Below are 16798 nucleotides of genomic sequence, written 5' to 3'. Positions count from 1 at the left end.
CAGGTGAAATTGATAAGGGCGATGAATAGTCTGGTGAATTCGTATTTTTGATTGGTGGTGTTATTGATGGTTGAGATAGGCACTAGAGCGCTGCTCAATCACTTTGAAAAGACGTGAAAGCGCAAAGCACAAAGCAAAATATACGAAGCCAACAATGAGCCAGATCTCAAAGATCAAACCTGAAGAGTTTGCCATCTCAGTACCAACAAACGTCATCTCTTGGATAGAAATCAGAGACACAATCGACGTGTCTTTAACCAAAGATATTGCTTGGCCAGCCAATGGCGGTGTGATGGCCGTTAATACTTGCGGGCCGACCACAAATCGATACTTAGACAATGCAGACAGACCGAGTGAATCGGCCGCTTCCCATTGGCCTTTAGGAATACCTTCTAAGCCAGCTCTAATTACTTCAGCAATATAAGCAGAAGAGAGCAAGCCAATACAGATAACACCAGACGCCAAGTTTTCCCAAAGGTTAGCTGGGCCGAACAGGAAATCTTGAACAGCATTAATCTCGCCGTTGTGTTCACGTAAAATGCTTTCTAAACCAAGTAATGGAATCAGTTGGTTAGAAACAAAGAAGTAAAAGATAAAGACAAACACCAGCGGCGGAATATTACGAACCAACTGAATGAAAATCAGTGCCGGTGTTTTGAAGAAAGCGATCTTTGAGTGTCTTGCCACACCTAACAATGTGCCAAAAGAGAGTGCTAACACCATACTCCATAAACTTAAGCGCAGCGTTGCGATCAAGCCTTGGAAAAAATAGGGAATACTGCCTTGAGAAGGCGGAATAAAAATCAGGGTAAACGCATCTTCCCAGCGCCATTGGTAGTTAATACCAACAGCAGAGCGATAATAAAGCCAGCCTGCAAACACACACATGACAGCGAGTAACACGCCATCCAAAAGGTTAAGGCGTTGATACCAAGGCTTCATATGAACGTTGGGCTTAGGTGTTGTCAATGCGCTAGTACTACTCACGTCATTCCTGTTTAAACAATAATAATTAGTAGGCTGTTTTGTTGAGTTTTAGATCATCAATAAAGCGAATCAAGTTGCCGATGAGAAGGCAGTGCAGACAACGCACTGCCTCGATTCACTAGCAAAAGTTCTGATTACTGACCTTGAGCAATCTGGTCTTGCCAATCTAGAGTAGAGAACCAGTACTCGTAACGCTCTTTCAACCAACCGTCTTCAGTACGTGCTTTGATCCATTCGTTGAAGAATTCTGCCTTGTCAGTTTCACCTAGGCGAACTGCAAATGCTTCGTTACCTTTTGACAGACGCTCTTCAAATGGAATAAATAGCGTGTCTGCGTTTTTGATCGTTTCGTGTTCTGGTTTCGGGCTAGACGCGATAACCGCGTGTGCGTTGCCGTTCAACACTTCTTGGAATGCTTGAGCATCGTCATCGAACTGTAGAACTTTCGCTTTAGGGAAGGTTTCACGAGCGACTTGAACCGTGAATGCTCCACGACGTGCTGCAATTTTTACACGGCGAGAATCAAAATCAGAGATCTGAGTAAAACCTTCCGCTAGCTCTTTATTAGCCGCCAGTTGAACGCCAGAGTGCGAGTAAGGTTCAGTGAACAATACGCTTTTAGCACGAGCTTCAGTGATAGACATACCGCCGATGATTACATCAAATTTTTTCGATAATAGAGAAGGGATAATACCGTCCCATGCCGTAGGTACAAATTCGACTTTCCAACCAGAGTCTTCGGCAAGGCGTTTCGCCACGTCGATTTCAAAGCCAACGAGATCGCCTTGTTTGTTACGCATCGCCCAAGGAACAAATGTCGACATACCAACGCGCAGTGAGCCACGTTCGTTGATTTTATCGAGGTTAGGCGTTTCAGAAGCAAGTGCAGGCAAACTTACGGCAAGCGCAAGTAGGGCTGTAATCGCGGTTTTAAATAGCTTCATGCTGATAAATCCTTATTGTGTTCGCCAGTTAGCCCCGAGCTTATGCTCAAGCCAAGCAGCAACGGCAGAAAGTGAAAGTGTAAGAGCAAGATAAATGATCGCCACAGAGAACCAAATCTCGAATGGCATCGCGGTTTCAGAAACGATGTTTCTGGCTTCAGTCGTCAGGTCAAAAATAGCCATGACACTCACAATTGAAGAGTTTTTAATAAGAGAGATCACTTCATTGGTCAAAGGTGGCAAGGTGCGTTGCACCACCTGAGGAAGAATCACATCCCAGTAAGTATAGGTCTTTGATAAGCCCAAGGATTGAGCTGCTTCAAATTGTCCTCTCGCAATACCATTTAAACCGGCACGAAATATCTCGGCGGTATAAGCGCCTTGGAAAAGTGCCAAGGCTAAAACGGCAGTGCTAAAGCGATCGAGCCCTAATACGGGGCCAAATACAAAATAGAGCAAATAAATTTGTACTAATAACGGCGTGTTACGAATCAACTCAACATAGCTGGTGGCTAAGGTGCGTCCAACCACAGAATTTGAGTTTCTCAATAGCGCTGTCGTTAAACCAATGATCAGTGTGGCAACCAAAGAAATCAAAGAGATATTGATGGTAACCAGTAGCCCTTCAACTAATTCTGCAGGCCACCATTCACCATCTTCATAGAAAGCAATATAGTCCGGCACACGCTCCCATTGCCAGCTGTATCCCATGGTTTGTGCGCCAGAGTCTAGAATCCAAACAACAGCAGCCACCAGTATAACAATCTGTACCAAAGCAGATAGGGCGGGTTTAATAATTCGAATCAACATCAATAAGTCAGGATCTGATTTAGGAACGCTTGAGTGCGTTCATGTTGAGGGTTTTCAAAGAGCGCTTGTGGCGTATTCGATTCCACAATTTGTCCTTCATCCATGAAGATAACGCGGTCGGCCACTTGTTTCGCAAAGCCCATTTCGTGGGTCACACACACCATGGTGATACCTTCGCTCGCCAGTTCAACCATCACGTCGAGCACTTCGTTGATCATCTCAGGATCAAGCGCTGAAGTCGGTTCATCAAAAAGCAGTAATTCAGGCTTCATGCACAGCGAACGGGCGATAGCTACACGTTGTTGCTGACCGCCAGAAAGTTGCACTGGGTATTTGTTGGCTTGTTCAGCGATGTGTACGCGCTCGAGATAGTGCATTGCAAGCTTCTCGGCTTCTCGTTTGCTTTTTTTAAGCGTACGTATTGGAGACAGTGTCAGGTTTTCAAGCACGGTAAGATGAGGGAATAAATGAAAATGCTGAAACACCATTCCGACTTGGCCAGGTGTGTTGAATTTACTCGGAAGCACTTGTTCTAACACGCAAAGCTCGCCACTTTCGAAAGGTTCTAGCTGATTGATACAACGGATTAAGGTTGATTTGCCCGAACCTGATGGCCCGCAAATCACCACTATCTCTCCTTGTTCAATATTTAAATCGATATCCTTTAGGGCATGAAAATCACCATACCACTTGTTAAGTGACTTAAACTTAACCATTTCCTTGAGATTGTTCAAATCGTTGTTCATACCTAGTAAAGAGACAGGTTTACCTTACCAATATAGAAATCTGAATGCACATAAAATTAAGGACTTATGAGAATTTAATAGCATCTTGTAGGGCAAATTAAAAAGCAGCGCCCAAAATGAACGCTGCTTTGTTTGTACGAAAGAAATAAGTAATGGGTTCAGTCAGGTGTAAAAAATCATCTTTGTGTGACCATTGCCTTTGCTTTCTCTCTATTTTAGCAATTCTTAGTGAATCGCAGACTCTAAAATCTCACGCGTTTTCTCTGGCGTGATTGCTTGGTTTTCGCCAAGTTGCAGGTAACCGTGTGATTCAAGTTGAGCAACAACGTTGTCGATTGCTGCCGCTTTCGTTGCTTCGTAACCGTCGAACATGGTTGGAACGTCTAGGCTGTGGTAGAAGGCTTCGATTGCCGCGATTGTACGCTCGGCTAAATCAGCACCCGCTTCTAGGCCAAATACGTTACGACCCATTTGCTCTAGCTTGCCACGCTTCGCTTCGATTTGATTACGAAGTAGTGAAGGTTGAACAATCGCAAGCGAACGCGCGTGGTCTACGTGCCATAGCGCAGTGAATTCGTGGCCAATCATGTGTGTTGCCCAATCTTGAGGAACACCCGTACCAATCAGGCCGTTAAGCGCTTGGTTTGCTGTCCACATTAGGTTTGCACGCCAAGCGTCGTTGTCACGCTCGTCGTATTGCTTACCCAGTACAAGTAGGTTCTTAAGCAGTGTTTCTGCGTAACCGTCTTGAACCATCGCGTCTGTTGGCATTGTGATGTATTGCTCACATACGTGAACCCATGCATCAACTAGACCGTTGATCAGTTGGCGCTCTGGCAGAGACTTCATTACGTCTGGGTCCATAACCGCAAATTTAGGCTGTACCGCAGGGTTCATGAATGCCAGTTTCTCTTGAGTCTCTTTACGAGTGATTACCGCACCCATGTTAGATTCAGAACCTGTCGCAGGAAGTGTCAGTACTGCACCAATAGGAGTTGCTTCAGTTACTTGGTGTTTGCCCGCTAGGATATCCCAACCGTCGCCGTCGTATTTAGCCGCTGCAGCAACGTACTTAGAACCGTCGATTACCGAACCACCGCCAACAGCGATAATGAATTCTACGTTTTCTTCTTTAACAAGAGCGACGGCTTTATCTAGCGTCTCTTTCGTTGGGTTAGCTTCGACACCAGCGAACTCAATCCAAGCGTGATCCTTTAGAGAAGCGACAACTTGGTCGTAAACACCGTTGCTTTTGATTGAACCGCCACCGTAGATGACTAGTACCTTCTTCGAAGTATCAACCGCTTGGCTGATAGCGTTGATTTGGCCTTGGCCGAAGTGGATAACTGTAGGGTTAACATAAGTGAATTGCATTAGAGATTCCTTGTGTAAAGCTCAATTTGTTATTTTATTTGATTGCTCAATTTCTATATTTGCATATTAGTACAGTAATCTAGGGTGATGAAGAGCTGATCCTCCAAATAAATTGCCTATTTCTACAAAATTGATATTCTTTCTCTGCTTTAGCTTACTTACTCTTAGCACTTGGAATGGAAAGTCGCCACTTATGAAAACACTCGCGCAGTTGTTACAGTCTTATGTAGAACACAAAGGTTGGGATGATCTTGAAGGGATCAGAGAAACTGAAATTGGTGGTGTGTGGTTGTATAGAAGCAGTGGCGGGAATCAGCGTCAGCCATTCACTTACCAGTCGGGTATTATCATGCTCGGGCAGGGCAAAAAGAACATCTACATTGGCGACAGACCCGTTACTTACGCTGCTGGTGATTATCTTGTGGTAGGCGTGCCAATGCCATTGGAGTGTGAAGCCTTGCCTGTAAATGGCGAACCATTGCTTGGTTTGTCGATAAGCATCGATTCTCAGCGCTTGCATAGCTTAGTCAAAAAGCTGGAAGACCAAGGCTTTCTAGAGAGCTACTGCAACAAGCACAAGCAGAATTCGAGCGGCTTAGAATCGGCGCCAATGGAAGAGCAAATGCTGGAGAGCTTTACTCGATTGGTCAAAACTCTACATTGTGACATTGAAGCCAACATATTGGGTGATGCCATGGTCAGCGAGATTGTCTACCGCGCATTAACAGGTTCAGAAGGGCGTGTGCTGTTTGATTTAGCTCATCATGATGGCCATTACGCACGTGTCGCTAAAGCGCTGTCTAAAGTGCATGAAGAATACGACCAAACCATCACTGTTCAATCGCTCGCTGACGAAGCCAACATGAGCGTGTCTGCCTTCCACTATGCATTCCGTAATGTCACTTTTGAATCACCACTGCAATATTTGAAGAAGGTTAGGCTCAACAAAGCGAAAGAGCTGATTCAACTAGAAGGCCTTCGTATTAGTGATGCTGCGCGTCGAGTCGGTTACTCCAGCCCATCTCAATTTAGCCGCGAATTTAAGCGCCACTTCAATACTACTCCAAGAGCGGTTTAGTTCTTCTTTCAACGAAACTATGTGTTGAGAGCTATAATGCCAAAAGCTATGGTGACGATTGCTCATATTTGTTGAATTATATGAGTAAATGTATCTAATCATAGGCATTGTCAGATTGTAGGTATTTGATTCTCGAATATATTATTAACGTACTTATATAAAATAAGCTCTCGAAAATAATTAATTAAATAGCCTAAGAGTTTATGCACAGGTATAGGGGAGAAACTCACTAACTTAGCTATTAACGAAGTTTTAGTGTGAACAACCTATCAAATATTATCTAAAATTCTGGAATTTCTCACCGTACTATCAGAGAGTGTATTCAGGATTATTGAATAGACTTAAAATTAAAGATAATTTAGCAGTTGATAAAGCCTAGTACGACGGATAATTAGTCGTTTGATGACTAATTATTCTGTAACTTGCTGATTTATAGTCAACTGAGAGTCTGATGGATATCACGTTTACCCTAAAATAATTCACTTAACATGGCGCTACTTTAATCATTCTTCCAAATACGATTGTTAAATATAAATACGTATACCTATTTTATTAAAAGGATAATACCGATGAGTAGCGATATCATTAAAATTTCAAGAAACACTGAAAACGCACCAATTAATTCTGTATCTACACAAACGGTCGCTTTTTCTCATTATAATAACTTTTCTGCTCAACTTCCGATTGACCCTAAAACGGGTGAAATAGTCATCGGTGATATTAAAGATCAAGCAGCACAATGTTTGAATAATATTAAAGCGATTGTTGAAAGCATCGACCATGTTATGGATGATGTCGTGAAGATTAATGTTTTCGTTAAGAATATTTCTGATATCGATGCTATTGATGAAGTTTACAAAAGCTTCTTCCACAACAGCCTGCCAACACGTACTGTCGTGGGTGTCGCTGCACTGCCAAACAGCGATGCGCTGGTTCAAATGGATGCTCTGATTTCTAACGGTGAAGGCACTAAGCCACAAGCACCTTGCGCTCTAATTAAGGTCTCAAGAAATACGGATAATGCGCCTCAAAGTGCTGTGTCCACGCAGACTGCGGCTTTTTCTCACTACAACAATCTTTCAGCTCAGTTACCGATAGATGTAACCACAGGTGAGTTGGTTGATGGTGGTATCGAAGCGCAAACGGCCCAATGTCTATCAAACATTAAAGCTATTTTAGAAAGCATCGGACATGTCATGAATGATGTGGTTAAAACGACTATCTACGTAAAAAATATCGCAGATGCGGAAGTGGTAAATGAAGTATGTGCTAAATTCTTCCCAAGCTACGTTCCTGCTCGTACTGTTGTTAACGCAGCTGAATTACCAATGGGTGCTTTAATTCAAATTGATACATCCGTTTCACATGGCGACGGTACACCGCCGCAATTACCAGAAGACACTCGCTTACTGGTTATTGAAACCAATAATACTGTTGCAGCACCATTCATGCCTTATTCGCATACTGTTGCTTTCTCTCACTACAATCATATTTCAGGACAATTGCCTTTAGACCCGAAAACAAATGAAATTGTTGTTGGTGGTGTAAAAGAGCAAGCTGAACAATGTTTGAAAAATATTAAGGCGATCATTGAAAGTGTTGGTCATAGTATGGACGATACAGTGAAAATCAATATTCAGCTTAAAAATGTTTCAGACATTGATACAGTGAACGAGGTCTACACAACATTCTTTAATGCTGAATTACCGGCAAGAACGGTGGTTGGGGTTTCAGAAATCCCAATGAATGCTTTAGTACAAATTGATGCTGTCGTTTCTAATTGTGAAGGCACGCCTCCCCAAGACGTTGTTGCTTAAATCAATTGAATCCTTCTCGATAATATCGATCAGATCTCGGCTTTAGTTTCCAAACAGGGAGCAAATTCAACAGGCCGTGATCTGATCCGTTCACCTCATTACTCAAGTCCATCGAAGCGATACACCTAAGCTTATCCCGTAAATATGGTATTTATAAGGTTGAAGTGTTTTAATATGAAAAACAGACGCTTAACGTAATAAAGAAAACCAGCTTATGCAATTTCGAGCCATTTTACTGCTATGCCTTACCCTAATAGGGTGTTCGTCCAATCAAGAGTTGGTACCCGACCCAACAACCATCACGCTATTTTATGGTGATACATCCATCTCCGCAGGTGTTTTAGAGGATAAAACATTCAATTCAGTCCTTGCCGATAGGGTTGAAAGCGTTACATTTTCGGGCTCAATATCAAAGCAAGACTCAGGTTATTTTGTCGATATGTTAGTGATTCGAGAAACAAAAGAGCCACGTTCAACACGACAGCTGAACACCTCGCTTCTAATGATACCGGGAGAGTTAGTAGATGTTGGCGGCGTGAATAACGATGTGTTCAGGGTAATCCTCGAGTAACAAAAATAAAGTGTTCAATTAATCTGATTTTTTGCTTTACCTCAACCTAACTTCAAGTCTTAAGCTTCTCTCATAGACAGGATCTTAAGCTCTAAGCTATTTATTTAGATAGAAAAAAGGCTTCATTTATGATCAGATAATCGTCGCCAAACAAACCACCCATATCAACCGTGAAGCCGATGACGATTATCTCCCTACAAAAGCAGTTTAAGCAATTCTTTAATGCTGATAGCCTTCAAAAAATGGCGAAAAATACAGGACTTATGAAGCGATGTCGGGCTATCTTACCCGACCAGCTAGTAGTAAGCCTAGTGGCCGCTTTGAGCAAAGGAAACTGCTCATCTATTGCCGATTTACTAAGGCAATTCAATGGGATGTGCTTAAGCGCTAAAAATACTGTGGCTTATAAGCCCTACCATAACCAGTTAAGAAAAGAAGAATTTCCGATATTCATGCGCCAATTGGCCATGCGAGCGATAGCTCAGTTTGCTCACCAGCAGAGTGCCAACCTACCAGATAAACTCGCCACCTTTGATGATGTGCTGCTTCAAGATGGTAGCTCTTTCCACATTCATCGTGACCTTTCGAACGTTTACCCGAGCCGATTTAAACGCAATCCAGCCGCAGTTGAATGCCATATGACAATGTCTTTAAAAAGCTTTTCTCCAGTCGCAATGAGCATCAGCGCTGATACAGCATCAGAAAGAGACTTTTTGCCCGCCCCCAAAACAATGAGTAACAAATTGTTGTTGGCTGACGCAGGGTACCCTGACTTCCAATTCTTTACTGAGCTTGAACTGTATGGTGGTTTCTATATTTTCGAGGAGCAAAGTCCCTGAATCCTCATGTTATAGAAGCGAGAAACGGTCAGGGCCGGCATTTATCTAAACTAGAAGGAAAGAAGCTCAAAGACATCACTCGAGGTACTAATCGCTCACAGGTACTCGACCTTAAAGTTCGTAGTGGTAAGCAAGAATTTAGAGTGGTAAGACGTTGGTTTGCCGAAGAAAAGCGATTCTGTATTTGGTTAACTAACTTGCCTTCAGGTACCTATACTGCTGATGACATAATGGCGATCTACCGCTGTCGATGGCAGGTGGAGTTGCTTTTTAAAGAATTAAAATCTCACACAAACTGGCAACGATTTGTCACCGCACAAAAGGCCATCGTTGATGGGCTTATCTGGGCCAGTTTACTCTCGCTGATCATCAGGCGCAGTACTGCGCTTCAGATAATGCCATCGGTCTCGCTGTTTAAGGCGGCAAAAAATGTGGATGTGTGGCTGTTGCCCATATTTGAATGTATCAGCCACAAGGCATGGTCAGAAATAGGCAATAAACTGGAATGGGCCTCTAGCTATATATTTAAGAACGCACAAAAGTCCGCCCAGAGGAAGTCAAAGAAAAACATCACGTTAGACGGGATTTATGCTGGTCTTAATGCTTAAGGTTCAGTCTATGAAGCTTCTCTTACTGATTAAGAAGGAGCTTATTATGCAAAATAACTACGTAAAAGAACTCGCCATTAAAACTTACCAAGAAGACCTTCAAAAAGAGTACGTTAGATCTAAAGCTCGGCCATTCCACGCTCCAAGTTTTATTGGTGGCGTACTGTTGTCAGTTGTGCTGGTGGGACTGTTTTAATTTATGCAGAATCTTTGATCCATTACCAACTCTCAACATATCTATTTGATGCACTTTAATGCATACGGCACAATCGCTTAGGTTGAATTGTGACGCTAATGTCGAGAGGAAGTGAAGTATGGCAAGTCCAAGAGTATTAAAGTCACAGATTACTGATATTACCTGTGGCGAGAATGTCACTATTATCGAACCAAGTAACGTTTATAGCTGTGAGCTTAAAGATGATGTGTTCGTTGGCCCCTTTGTTGAGATTCAAAAGAACACCGTGATAGGTGCGAGAAGTAAGATTCAATCTCACACCTTTATCTGCGAGTATGTGACTATTGGCAGAGACTGCTTTGTTGGTCATGGAGTCATGTTTGCCAACGACTTATTCAAAGAGGGCAAACCAGATCCTAACCCAAACAGTTGGGGTCGTACCTTGATAGCTGACAACGTCACGATCGGTTCTAACGCTACGGTTCTGTCTGTCAGCATTTGTGAAGGTGCAGTAATTGGCGCGGGCAGTGTGGTAACGAAAGACATCACCGAAAAAGGTATCTACGCAGGTAACCCAGCCAAGAAGTTAAGAGACTTACCGTAAGTCTGAATTAATAAGCCGTGGTTCATGAATCATAAGGTGCGGCTTTTTAGGGAAACATTAGAGTATTTGTCATGGATGTATTTTTACACTTACTTCAACTGAATGACGCAAGTGCGCTCTTGGATTTTGAGGTCGAAAATAGAGAGTGGTTTGAGCAACTTGTCCCAGCTAGGGATGATAGCTTCTATTCAAATGCAGGTGTGACCGAGCAAATCACGAGCTTTCTCACCGAATATAAGAACGGCGAGATGATCCCTATGTTGATCAAAGACGCTAATGGCACTATTTGTGGGCGAATCAATGTTCGTGATATTGACCAGAACGCTGGAAGTGGAGAACTAGGTTATCGAGTTGGTCATTCCTTTGCTTCTAAAGGTATAGCTTCTAGTGCCGTGAGGAAATTGCTTGTCTACTTGGCTGAGCACTCAACACTTAAATTTGTCGATGCCTATGCGTTAGTGGGTAATGTCGGCTCAAATAAAATATTATCCAATACAGGATTTGAGTTAGTTGAGCGCGTTGAAGGTTACGCCGTGTTCAAAGGGAAGAGTCAAGATGCTCATTATTACCGTAAAGTAATACCTAATTAGATGTTTACTGACCCCCTCAGAAGCTGATGGTGCTTTTCAGCCAGCTTCGAGCTTTATGCTTACTGTTGAGTTTTGTTATGTTCAATGACGCTAATTGCAATCGCGAATAACAGGATATCATTCACTAGTAAGAAGTTAGACTATCTTGCACTTCACAAGCATTAATCAATTAAACAGCGACCAGATAAAACAAAGCCACTCAGGTGAATCACTTGAGTGGCTTTTTAGTGTTCTACGTTATCCGAAACTAAATCGGATTAGGCATTAAGCGAGACCTTGATCTCTTGCCATCTGCTTCGCGATCTTCGGCGCGTGCCATAGACACGGGAGCAAGATAAACGATACCGGAACCGCTGTGATTACAATGAACGACTGTAGAGCGGAGATGCCGCCTGACCCCATTGAGATAAGTGCGATCGCTACCGCACCCATGATTATACCCCAGAAGGTACGTACCGCTGCGTTTGGCTCTGTCGTACCCGTCATTACCACACTGATGGTGTAAGTCATTGAGTCACCTGTTGTCACGATGAACGTGGTCGTCAGGATCAGGAACAGAATTGCAATCAGAGTTGGGAACGGCAGTTGCGAGGTAATTGCTAGTAGCACAGCAGGAAGGTTAAAGCCTTCGAATGCACTAGAGATCACACCTGGGTTATCTAATTCAAACGCTAGACCACTACCACCAACGATGCTGAACCAGAAACACGTTACAAGCGGTGCAACGATGCTAATAGAAACGATCATTTGGCGAATAGTACGGCCACGTGAGATACGAGCAATGAAGATCGCCATCATTGGGCCATAACCTAAGAACCAACCCCAGAAGAATACCGTCCAGCCACCTAACCACGCTGTATCTTGGCGGTATAGCGCCATTGGGATGAAGTTATCAACCATTTCGCCCATACCTTGCAGGTAGCCATCAACGATGAAGCTCGTTGGACCAACAAGAAGGATGTAGCCGATTAGACACACAGACAAGATGATGTTGTAACGGCTGACCAGTTGGATACCTTTGTTCACGCCGCTCAAAGCAGAAAGCGTGTACATTGCGATAGCAAAGATAATAACAACACTTTGAGTTGCAAAGCTGTCTGAAATGCCAAACAGTTCGCTAAGCGCGTAGCTGATTTGTAGGCCAAGGAAGCCGATAGGGCCGATAGTACCTGCGGCTACAGCCACGATGCTGCATGCGTCGACAACGTTACCAACCCAGCTGTTAATCGCTTTGTCGCCAAGTACTGGGTAAAGCAGCGTGCGAGGCTTAAGAGGAAGGCCTTTGTCGTAATGCAAGTGCATTAACACGATGGAAGACAAACCACCTAAGATTGCCCATGCAAGGAAACCCCAGTGCATGAAAGATTGTGATAGAGCATTGAACGCCATCGCTTGAGGATCTGCGTTGCCATACAGTGGCGGAGCTGAAACAAAGTGAGCGATAGGCTCTGCGGCTGCCCAGAACACACCACCGCCGGCTAGCAGCGTACATAGGACGATAGACATCCATTTAAAGGTGGTCATTTCAGGTAGGGCAAGCGTTCCTAAGCGAACGTGGCCGATGCGACCTAGTGCAAGCACTAAACCGATAATGAAGTTGAGAAGTAGTAGGACTTGCCAGAAAGCACCGAACCATTTAGTTGAATAACTAAAGCCGATGTTTACAAGTTCGGACAACACGGAGGTGTTGGTGAAGGCTAGGATGACAAAGAGGGTTAAAAAACTGCCACTCAGCCAAAAGACTGGGTTTCCGAGTTCCAGTTTTTCACCCAAAGATTGAGCTTTATTGAAATCGATAGAAGTAGATTCTGCGTTGATGTTTTCGTTGGCGACTTGCGTCAAGTTGGACATTATTTCTTCGCTATATTTGGCTCTTTCAAGCCTATGTATTTCTCCCACACTTGCATAGAAATGTGAGGTTCGTCAAAAAAGCCGCCGATACTAACACATTTGTTATCAAAAAGTGGGCGAATTCCCAAAAGAATCCCAAATCGCCTTTAAATCACTACTTTTTGGCTAGTTTTGATACGAATTTTTTTCTCGAATCCAAATCACATTTCTGATTTTTGAGACGTTATTTTTTAGCTTTCCGAAATAAATTAATATTAGTTGTTGGTGCAAAATAAGTGTCGACTCATTGCATGCTATAGACAAATTAATGCGAGTCATTTTATAAATACTGAATATTTTAGGTGTTAAATTGGCGCTGTTACCTACAGTTGTTTTGCGAAGAGATTTAAGTGGTGAGGAAAGTCCCATTTAAATTAAACATCTTGAAACAACAACTTAAGGGATAGCTAACATGCACCTAAATCAAGGAAGAGTGGCCAAGAAGGTTTTTACACTCAGTACGCTCACCGCGTCATGCTTAATGGCGTTCAACAGCTATGCGGCTGTGGATTGCTCAACGTTAGAAACGTGGGACTCTGCCACTGTATACACAGGTGGTGATCAGGTTTCACATGACGGCAGTGCTTATACGGCAAATTACTGGAATCAAAATAACAACCCAAGCCAATTTGAAGGCGACTACGCACAATGGAAGAAAGTCGATGTGTGTAGCGGCGACGGAGGTGGCGGTACGCCGAATGAAGTACCAACGGCTTCACTAACGGCACCCTCTGCTTCTGACGTGATTACTGAAGGCGACAATGTTGTGTTGAGTGCAACAGCGCTAGATTCTGATGGCAGTGTGGCTTCGGTTGAGTTCTTTGTTGATGGCGCATCTGTTGCGGTAGTCACAGCGGCACCTTTCGAAGCGACTTGGGCTGCAACGTCGGGTAATCATCAGGTTTCTGTTGTTGCAACGGATAATGAAGGCGCAGCAAGTCTAGCAAGTGCGGTTTCTGTCTCTGTCGATTCCGTTACGCCTGGAAACGAAGCACCGACGGTTTCGGTTGCGCTTTCAGCAGCTTCGGTCGATGTTGGTGGTGTAGTAACACTGACAGCAACGGCAGCAGATAGCGATGGCACGGTTGATAAGGTTGATTTCTACGTAGCGGGTGCTCTTGTGGGTACAGCAGCAACGAGCCCTTACACGTTAGATTACACAACGACTCAAGCGGGTTCTTTAGCGGTTTACGCGAAAGCAACAGACGACCAAGGTGCGACTGCAGATTCTGCGTTGGCATCGTTGACTGTGAATGGCGCTCCAACAGTGAGCACATGTCGCCCTGATGGCTTATATCAAACGCAAGGTGTCGATGTTCCTTACTGTACGATTTACGATGATGAAGGTCGTGAGAAAATGGGCGCGGATCACCCACGTCGTGTGATTGGTTACTTCACAAGTTGGCGTGCAGGGGACGACCCACAAGCGGCTTACTTAGTAAATGACATCCCTTGGGAACAACTCACCCACATTAACTATGCTTTTGTGAGCATCGGCTCAGATGGCAAAGTAAACGTCGGTGATGTGAATGATCCTGGAAACGCAGCGGTTGGCAAAGAGTGGCCGGGTGTGGAAGTTGATCCTGCATTAGGCTTCAAAGGTCACTTTGGTGCATTAGCGACAGCGAAGAAAAAACACGGCGTGAAGACGCTAATCTCAATCGGTGGTTGGGCTGAAACCGGTGGTCACTTTGCCACTGACGGCAGCCGAGTGGCTGATGGTGGTTTCTACACAATGACAACCAATGCCGACGGTTCTATTAACCATCAAGGTATCGAAACATTCGCCACTTCCGCTGTTGAAATGCTGCGTAAATATCAGTTCGATGGTCTAGATATCGATTACGAGTACCCAACCTCAATGGCGGGTGCCGGTAACCCTTACGACAAAGACTTCATGGAGCCGCGTCGTCAATACCTATGGGCTTCGTACCAAGTGTTGATGAAAGTGCTTCGTGAGAAGCTTGATGCGGCGTCTGCGCAAGATGGCAATCATTACATGTTAACGATCGCGGCGCCTTCTTCTGGTTACCTGTTGCGCGGTATGGAAACATTCGATGTGACTAAGTATCTCGATTACGTGAACATCATGTCTTATGACCTTCACGGTGCGTGGAACGATCACGTAGGTCACAACGCAGCCCTGTTTGATACGGGTAAAGATTCAGAGTTAGCACAGTGGAACGTTTACGGCACGGCGGCTTATGGCGGTATTGGCTACCTGAACACGGATTGGGCTTACCATTACTTCCGCGGTTCAATGCCAGCTGGTCGTATTAACATCGGTGTGCCTTACTACACGCGTGGTTGGCAGGGTGTAACGGGCGGCGAAAATGGCCTTTGGGGCCGCGCTGCATTGCCTAACCAATCTGAATGTGCCGCTGGTACTGGTGAAGGTGAGAAGAACAACTGTGGTCACGGTGCGATTGGTATCGATAACATGTGGCATGATACCGACCCTAAAGGAAACGAAATGGGCGCAGGTTCGAACCCAATGTGGCATGCGAAGAACCTAGAGAAAGGTATTTGGGGCTCTTATGCGGACGCCTACAAGCTAGATCCTGTAAACGATCCTTCAGATGTTCTAAGAGGCACTTACACGAGAAACTACGACAGCGTGGCGGTTGCACCTTGGTTGTGGAACGCAGAGAAGGGCGTATTCCTTTCAACGGAAGATAAACAGTCTATCGACGTGAAAGCGGACTACGTTATCGACAAAGAGATCGGCGGCATCATGTTCTGGGAACTAGCAGGGGATTACAACTGTTATGTACTCGATGCGAATGGCAATCGAACCTCTATCGATACGACTGAGCAAGCGTGTAATAGTGGTAACGGTGAGTTCCACATGGGTAACACCATGACGAAAGCTATTTACGATAAGTTTAAGTCTGCGACTCCATACGGAAACAAGGTAGCGACGGGTGCTATCCCAACAGAAGCGCTGGATATCGCGGTATCGGTTGGTGGCTTCAAAGTCGGTGACCAAAACTACCCAATCAACCCTAAGATCACGTTCACGAACAACACAGGGCAAGCACTTCCGGGCGGTACCGAGTTCCAATTCGATATTCCTGTGTCTGCGCCTGATAATGCAAAAGATCAATCGGGTGGTGGTTTGACGGTGATTGCTTCAGGTCATACTCGTGCGGATAACATCGGCGGGTTAGATGGAACCATGCACCGAGTGGCGTTTACTTTGCCGACATGGGAAGAGCTTCCTGCTGGCGGTGTGTATGAGCTAGATATGGTGTATTACTTGCCAATCTCTGGCCCAGCTAACTACGCGGTGAATGTCGGTGGCGTTGATTACGCGTTTAGCTTCGAACAGCCAGATCTACCATTAGGTGATATCAGTTCAGGTGGCGGTAACCCTGGCGATGGCGGCACTAATCCAGGTACATGTGATACAGCTGGTTTAGCGGTTTACCCAGACTTACCTCAGAAAGATTGGGCGGGTAACCCAAGCCATGCCAACACCGGCGACCAAGTGGTTCACAACGGTAGTGTTTATCAAGCAAACTGGTGGACAAGTTCTGAACCGGGTAGCGATGGTAGCTGGACTCAGGTTTGTTCTTAATTTGATGCTTTTAAGTCAATTTAACAGGGCTTAGTATCAATCAAGTCATCAATTTAAACGTAAAATTAAAACGCCGAACTGAATCCAGTTCGGCGTTTTTGTCATAAGTCACAGATTGCGTATAGAAACCCTTAAAAATATCGACACTCGTTCAGTAAAAAATAAAAACATGATATAAAACAGTC

Annotated in this window: 13 protein-coding genes and 1 pseudogene; 8 read left to right on the top strand and 6 right to left on the bottom strand. The window is 44.4% G+C overall.

Annotation, left to right across the window (positions count from 1 at the left end):
* Window positions 1-60 precede the first annotated feature (60 nt).
* From OCV19_RS19420 to OCV19_RS19400, 5 genes are all read right to left on the bottom strand, one after another.
* On the bottom strand, window positions 61-987 hold the full coding sequence (locus tag OCV19_RS19420; protein WP_017081503.1) for an amino acid ABC transporter permease: 927 nt from the start codon (window positions 985-987) through the stop codon (window positions 61-63).
* Window positions 988-1121: 134 nt separating this feature from the next.
* The gene (locus OCV19_RS19415; RefSeq protein ID WP_012600468.1) at window positions 1122-1931 is read right to left on the bottom strand and encodes a transporter substrate-binding domain-containing protein; all 810 of its coding nucleotides are present in this window, start codon (window positions 1929-1931) and stop codon (window positions 1122-1124) included.
* A 12-nt stretch (window positions 1932-1943) separates the two neighbouring features.
* Window positions 1944-2741 (bottom strand): amino acid ABC transporter permease, encoded by a 798-nt coding sequence (locus tag OCV19_RS19410; RefSeq protein ID WP_065677550.1) that lies wholly within the window; start codon window positions 2739-2741, stop codon window positions 1944-1946.
* Window positions 2741-3487: an amino acid ABC transporter ATP-binding protein gene (locus tag OCV19_RS19405; protein ID WP_017082064.1), complete on the bottom strand. Its 747-nt coding sequence runs from the start codon at window positions 3485-3487 to the stop codon at window positions 2741-2743. The genes OCV19_RS19410 and OCV19_RS19405 overlap by 1 nt, the downstream gene beginning before the upstream one ends.
* Window positions 3488-3712: 225 nt before the next feature.
* Window positions 3713-4861, bottom strand: coding sequence for an iron-containing alcohol dehydrogenase (locus OCV19_RS19400; protein ID WP_004731461.1), 1149 nt, complete (start codon window positions 4859-4861; stop codon window positions 3713-3715).
* A 193-nt stretch (window positions 4862-5054) separates the two neighbouring features.
* Between OCV19_RS19400 and OCV19_RS19395 the strand changes: the two genes are divergently transcribed.
* The 7 genes and pseudogenes from OCV19_RS19395 (at window position 5055) to OCV19_RS19365 (ending at window position 11143) form a co-directional block, all read left to right on the top strand.
* A complete protein-coding gene (locus tag OCV19_RS19395) occupies window positions 5055-5939 on the top strand; it encodes an AraC family transcriptional regulator (protein ID WP_065677551.1) in 885 nt (294 codons plus the stop codon).
* 569 nt (window positions 5940-6508) lie between these two features.
* Window positions 6509-7756 (top strand): RidA family protein, encoded by a 1248-nt coding sequence (locus OCV19_RS19390; RefSeq protein ID WP_065677552.1) that lies wholly within the window; start codon window positions 6509-6511, stop codon window positions 7754-7756.
* Between the two features lie 214 nt (window positions 7757-7970).
* Window positions 7971-8327, top strand: a complete 357-nt coding sequence (locus tag OCV19_RS19385) for a hypothetical protein (RefSeq protein WP_065677553.1) — start codon at window positions 7971-7973, stop codon at window positions 8325-8327.
* A 179-nt stretch (window positions 8328-8506) separates the two neighbouring features.
* Window positions 8507-9774 (top strand): annotated as a pseudogene (locus OCV19_RS19380) (IS4 family transposase).
* A gap of 46 nt (window positions 9775-9820) precedes the next feature.
* Complete coding sequence (locus OCV19_RS19375) at window positions 9821-9970, top strand: hypothetical protein (RefSeq protein WP_167352277.1); 150 nt, start codon at window positions 9821-9823, stop codon at window positions 9968-9970.
* A 118-nt stretch (window positions 9971-10088) separates the two neighbouring features.
* Window positions 10089-10553 carry an acyltransferase gene (locus OCV19_RS19370; RefSeq protein WP_065675428.1) on the top strand — a complete coding sequence of 155 codons (465 nt, stop codon included), beginning with the start codon at window positions 10089-10091 and terminating at the stop codon, window positions 10551-10553.
* A gap of 71 nt (window positions 10554-10624) precedes the next feature.
* Window positions 10625-11143, top strand: a complete 519-nt coding sequence (locus OCV19_RS19365; RefSeq protein WP_065675429.1) for a GNAT family N-acetyltransferase — start codon at window positions 10625-10627, stop codon at window positions 11141-11143.
* Window positions 11144-11407: 264 nt separating this feature from the next.
* On the opposite strand, the gene OCV19_RS19360 is transcribed toward OCV19_RS19365, so the two are convergent.
* Window positions 11408-12994: a BCCT family transporter gene (locus OCV19_RS19360; RefSeq protein WP_065675430.1), complete on the bottom strand. Its 1587-nt coding sequence runs from the start codon at window positions 12992-12994 to the stop codon at window positions 11408-11410.
* A gap of 451 nt (window positions 12995-13445) precedes the next feature.
* On the opposite strand from OCV19_RS19360, the gene OCV19_RS19355 reads away from it, so the two are divergent.
* Window positions 13446-16613 (top strand): chitinase C-terminal domain-containing protein, encoded by a 3168-nt coding sequence (locus OCV19_RS19355; RefSeq protein ID WP_065675431.1) that lies wholly within the window; start codon window positions 13446-13448, stop codon window positions 16611-16613.
* Window positions 16614-16798 lie beyond the last annotated feature (185 nt).

It is taken from the genome of Vibrio celticus, assembly GCF_024347335.1.
Lineage (GTDB): Bacteria > Pseudomonadota > Gammaproteobacteria > Enterobacterales > Vibrionaceae > Vibrio > Vibrio celticus.
This window is presented reverse-complemented; position numbering and strand designations above follow the sequence as displayed.